The 2,868-nt window shown below is 69.0% G+C and carries 1 pseudogene; it reads right to left on the bottom strand.

From position 1 onward, the window contains the following. Positions 1-2,868, bottom strand: a pseudogene (locus FN633_RS01205) (DUF6531 domain-containing protein); the annotation flags it as partial.

Raw genomic sequence — 2,868 nt, 5'->3', positions numbered from 1 at the left:
AGCCAAGACGGTCATATTCGCTGCGGGTGGTGAGCAGCCCCTGGGTGCGGCTGGTCTCGCGGTGCAGCTCGTCGCGGGTGAAATCCGTCACCGCCAGGCCGTCCAGGGCGATGCCCAGCAGGTGGCCGCTGCCGTAATAATGCTGCTTCAGTGTGCGCCCGTCCGGCAGCTGTAAGGATGTGCAGTTGCCGGAGGCGTCATACTGCCAGGCCAGGTCCCCGTGCTCACCCTGCTCACGGATAACACGACCGAGGGCGTCGTACTCCAGGCAGAGCTCCTGCTCTGCCTCGCGGCTCCAGGCGTTCTCCGCCAGGGCGGGGTGCACGGTAATCCGGCTCAGGAGCCCGCCCTTCGTGTAGTGCCGGCGGGTCTGGCCCTCCGGCGTGGTGCGGGTTAACAGCTGCCCGCCCGGGCTCCAGGCGAAGGTGTGGGTGATGGCCTGCGGATGCCCGGCGGCGAAGGTGCGTGACACGGTGCGCCCGCAGGCATCATACCCGTGGCGGGTGACCACCCCGTCGGGTCCCTCTTCCTCCAGCAGCAGCGCGTCCGGCCCCCGGCGGAACCGGTACGTCTCGCCGTTCTCATTCTCCAGCGCAGTAAGGCGGCCCCGGCTGTCCCAATGACGGCGCACCGTCCCGCCCTGCGGGTTCGTGGTGCAGACCAGTCGCCCGGCCTCATCGTAAGCAAAGGTGCTGCGTTTGCCGTCGGCCCCCTCATGGGCCACCGGCAGGCCCTGTCTGTTCCAGGTCAGGCGCTCTTCCCAGCCCTCCGCCCGCGCCAGCAGCAGCGGACGGCCTGCCGGGTCGTAACCGTAGCGGGTCTCTTCCCCGTCGGGCGTGATTTCCGCGCTGAGCCAGCCCGGAGCATGGTAACGGTAGCGGGTCACGCGCCCGGAGCAGTCCGTGGCGCGGATGAGCTGGCCTGCGTCGTTATACTCCCGGTGACGGCTGTTTCCGGCGGCGTCCACCTCCTCCACCACCAGGCCATACTCATCCCGGTGCAGGAGCGTGCTCTGCCCGAGGGCGTCAACGATGCGGGCCAGGCCGTGGTGCGCATCGTAGTAAAAGCGCGTGACCCTGCCGTCCGGCTCCGTGACGGCCACCGGCAGGGCGCGGTGCGCAAGCCACTGCGTCGCCCGGACGTTGCCGTCCGCGTCCGTCTCCTGCACCCGGTTGCCGGTGTCGTCATACTCGAAGGTCACGGCATGGCCGGGGGGGTCGGTGCGGCGCACCAGCTGCTCATCCCCGTTCCACTCATACCGCCAGCTTTCACCGCGCTCATCCACAAAGCGGGTAATCAGCTTCTGTGCGTTCCAGTAGTGCCGCCGCGTCTGCCCGTCGTACTGCGTGACGGTGGTCAGCCCGGCCTCCAGGTCATACGCGATGCGGCAGCCGTCACCGGTGCTGGTCCGGGTCTCCACCACCCGCCAGTGGTCAGACTGCTGCCAGCGGTACTCACTCTCCAGGCCGCCCGGCAGGCGGTGCCAGACCATCAGGCCGTGGTCGTTGTAGCGGTATTCCCGCGTGGTCACCCCACTGGCGTCGGTGGCGGCGGCCAGCTGCCCGCGTGCGTCGTAACGCCAGCGCATCAGGGGCCAGGTCTTCTCCCCGTCAAAAATGCGTGGCGGCGGTGACCCGCTGCGGGAAGCGTTCATCCTCATAGTGCAGGGTGACGTCGATGGCCCGGGGTTCGTCATAAATCCGGGTAAGGCGGCCCTGCTCATCCCACGCCGTTTCCAGGGCGTTGCCGTACTCGTCGCTGAGCGAGGCGAGACGGAGCAGGCTGGGGTCAGCGCGGAGAGGTTTAAACAGCCGCCAGACGGCACCGTCGTCGTCGGCAATCGCCACGTCGCCGTGTTCATTGCGGCGGACCATCACCCCCTCGCTGATGCTGTACAGCGCCTGGTCGACCGGGGGCAGCGCAAAGCGCAGTTCGCGCCCGGTCTCATCATACCAGGTCACCTCCCCCTCATGCAGCATGAGGAAGGCGTCAAACGCGGTCGCCCAGCCCTGACCGGAGAGCCCCCCGCGGGTGTTCAGGCTGTTGTAGCTCCGCTGCCAGCGCAGGGGGAAGCGGCCCGGCAGGACAAAATCAAGTTCACTGTCGTCATTGAGCACCTTCACCCCGGTGGCGGCATGCACCGGGTGCGGGGAGGCGAAGACCGCGTTAACGGCCATATCTGCCAGCATCCCGCCCCCGGCCACCGCCAGCGCGCAGGGCATATTCTTCAGAATGGTGCAGGGGCGGCCGCGGATGAGCGACAGGGCCACCATCGCCATGGTCAGCCCCGGCACCTTCCCGCTGCGGATATCCCGCACCCGCAGCGTCCCGCCGCCGATAATGACGTTGGGCGACGCCCCCGAGACGGTGCCCTCGCAGGTGGTGCGGTCCCCGGTGCGCACCGCGGGCTGGCCGTTGATAAACACGCTGTCAGACCCCTCCGCCAGATACCGGGGCCCTGAGTGTTTGTCGCACAGCACCCGGTCCTCTTCCAGCGGCGTGGTGCCCGGGGCGGCTGACGCCACGGTGGGCTGCCACATCGCACTGCCCGTCTGTCCGGCGGCAGCGAGCAGCATCCCGCCGTAGTCGGCGAAGCTGGCAGGTGACTGCGGCGCCGGGTCCGGCATCCCCGCCGGGGTGAGCCTGCCCGCTGCCCGGGCTGCCGGCAGGCCGTTAATCAGCACGTCCGGCGAGCCGGTGACGATGTTACCTGCCGGCGAAGGCGGAAAGAGCCTGTCCCCCAGCCCCGCCGCCGCCTGCGTGATGTCATCCGTGATGCCCGCCACGTTCGCCAGCATGCCGCCGGTGATGCCGCTTAACACACAGCTCGATCCGACCGCGGCAACGCCTGCGGCCGCTGCCCCTGTG

The sequence above is a fragment of the Pseudescherichia vulneris genome (assembly GCF_902164725.1).
Taxonomy (GTDB): domain Bacteria; phylum Pseudomonadota; class Gammaproteobacteria; order Enterobacterales; family Enterobacteriaceae; genus Pseudescherichia; species Pseudescherichia vulneris.
The sequence above is the reverse complement of the archived record's forward strand: the minus strand, read 5'-3'. Positions and strand labels throughout refer to the sequence as shown.